This window comes from Pseudomonas sp. JL3 (assembly GCF_031570575.1).
Classification (GTDB): Bacteria; Pseudomonadota; Gammaproteobacteria; order Pseudomonadales; family Pseudomonadaceae; genus Aquipseudomonas; species Aquipseudomonas cucumis.
In genome coordinates this window covers 1-2,560 of sequence record NZ_JAKWJK010000048.1, presented here as the reverse complement: position 1 = coordinate 2,560, position 2,560 = coordinate 1, and the positions used below count along the sequence as shown (strand labels likewise).

At 63.1% G+C, this 2,560-nt stretch carries 1 protein-coding gene; it reads left to right on the top strand.

Annotated elements, in window-relative coordinates; translation table 11 throughout:
* A partial coding sequence (locus MMG91_RS28700; RefSeq protein ID WP_310661442.1) for a condensation domain-containing protein occupies positions 1–2,560 on the top strand: 2,560 nt, incomplete at both ends.

Here is a 2,560-nt window from a genome sequence, read left to right as displayed (position 1 = left end):
CCCGTGAAGCGAATGCACAGACGCAGCTGGTCAACATGTACGGCATCACCGAAACGACGGTGCACGTGACCTACCGTGCGCTGGAAGCGGCCGATGCGCAGTTGGGCGTGAGCCCGATCGGTGGGCGCATTCCCGATCTGCAACTGTATGTACTGGACGCCCAGCATGAGCCGGTGCCGGTGGGTGTGGTCGGTGAAATGTATGTGGGCGGCGCGGGTGTGGCCCGGGGTTACCTGAATCGTCCCGAACTGAACCGGGAGCGCTTTATTACCGACACCTTCAGCGGGCGCGCGGATGCACGGTTATACAGGACCGGTGACCTCGGCCGCTGGCTGGAGAACGGTGAACTCGAATACCTCGGTCGTAACGACGAGCAAGTGAAAATCCGTGGTTTCCGCATCGAGCTGGGCGAGATCGAGGCGAAGCTGACGGCTTGCGAAAGTGTGCGTGAAGCCGTGGTGATCGCTAGGGAAGACGAACCGGGCGACAAGCGTCTGGTGGCTTATGTGATTGCCGAAGAAGGCGCGCAACTGTCGGTCGCCGAACTGCGCGCCCAGTTGCTGGGCTCGCTGGCCGAGTACATGGTGCCCAGCGCGTTCGTGATGCTTGAAGCGTTCCCGCTGACCGCCAACGGCAAGCTCGACCGCAAGGCACTGCCGACGCCGGACCAGTCGTCAGTGGTGACCCGTGAATACGAAGCCCCGCAAGGCGCGGTTGAGACCGCCATCGCCCGGATCTGGCAGGACCTGCTGAAGATCGAGCAGGTCGGTCGACATGACAATTTCTTTGAGCTGGGTGGCCACTCGCTGCTGGCGGTGAAGTTGATCGAGCGCATGCGCCAGGTCGACCTGAGCGCCGATGTGCGCGTCTTGTTTGGCCAGCCCACACTGGCGGCGCTGGCCGCCGCAGTCGGCGGCGGTGCTGAAGTCGTGGTACCGCTCAACGCCATCCCGCACGGCTGCACGCGGATTACCCCGGACATGTTGCCGCTGGCCGATCTGGATCAGAACGCCATCGACCGGATCGTCGCAACGGTACCGGGCGGGGTTGCCAATGTGCAGGATATCTATGCGCTGGCGCCGTTGCAGGAAGGCATTCTTTACCATCACCTTGCAGCGACGCAGGGTGACCCCTACGTGCTGCAGGTGTTGTTCGGCTTTGACAGTCGTGAGCGGGTGGAAGCCTTCACCCATGCCTTGCAGAGCGTGGTGTCGCGGAACGATATCCTGCGCACCAGCATGGTGTGGCAAGGCCTGGACGCACCCGTGCAAGTGGTATGGCGCCATGCGACGTTGGCGCTTGAGGAAATCGAGACGGATCCGGCCGCGGGCGATGTCGTGAGGCAGCTGCACCATCGTTTCGATCCGCGTCATTACCGTCTGGATATTGCTCAGGCACCGTTAATGCGGATGGCCTATGCACAAGACACGGCGAATGAGCGTTGGGTCGGTATCTTGTTGTTCCACCACATGGCGCTGGACCACACAGCCCTTGAAGTCGTGGTGCACGAAATGCAGGCCAGCCTGTTGGGCCAGTCGGAGCAGCTTGCTCCCGCCGTGCCGTACCGTAACCATGTGGCGCAGGCGCGGTTGGGCGTGAGTGATGAGCAACACGAAGCGTTTTTCCGCGACATGCTCGGTGATATCGATGAGCCGACGCTGCCCTTTGGTCTGCAGGATGTGCAGGGCGACGGCAGTGGTGTCGAGGAAGTGCAACAACGAGTGGCGGCCAAGCTCGGCCAGCGCCTGCGGGTACAGGCGCGTCAGCTCGGTGTCAGCGCGGCAAGCCTGGTCCATCTGGCCTGGGCACAAGTGGTCGGCCGTGTGTCGGGCCGCGAAGAAGTGGTGTTCGGCACCGTACTGATGGGCCGGATGCAAGGTGGCGAAGGGGCCGACCGTGCACTGGGGATGTTCATCAATACTTTGCCGTTGCGCATCAGCGTGGGTGCGCAAGGGGTGCGCGCCGGGGTCAGGACGACCCATGCGCGGCTATCGGCCTTGCTGGGGCACGAACATGCCTCGCTGTCCCTGGCCCAGCGTTGCAGTGGCGTGCCGGCTTCGCTGCCACTGTTCAGCACCTTATTGAATTACCGGCACAGCGCGGCTGAAACCGCATCCGACCAGGCAATCTCGGCCTGGCACGGGATTCACACGCTGAGCATGGAAGAGCGCACCAACTACCCGCTGTGCCTGAATGTGGACGACCTTGGCGAGGACTTCATGCTCACGGCGCAGGCCGTGGTCGAGGTCGGCGCCCGACGTGTCTGCGATTACATGCACACGGCGCTGGAAACCCTGGTGGAGGCGTTGGAACAGGCGCCTGAGTCGGCATTGCGCGAGTTGCCGATTGTGCCGGCAGCGGAACGTGAACAGTTGCTGGTGACGTTCAACGCCACCGAAGCCGACTATCCGCAGGGACAGACTATCCACGGGCTGTTCGAGGCCCAGGTGCAACGCACACCGGACGCTGCGGCGGTGCTGCATGGCAAACAGTGCTTGAGCTATCGCGAGCTGAATGAGCGCGCCAACCGGTTGGCGCATTACCTGCGCGGGCAGGGCGT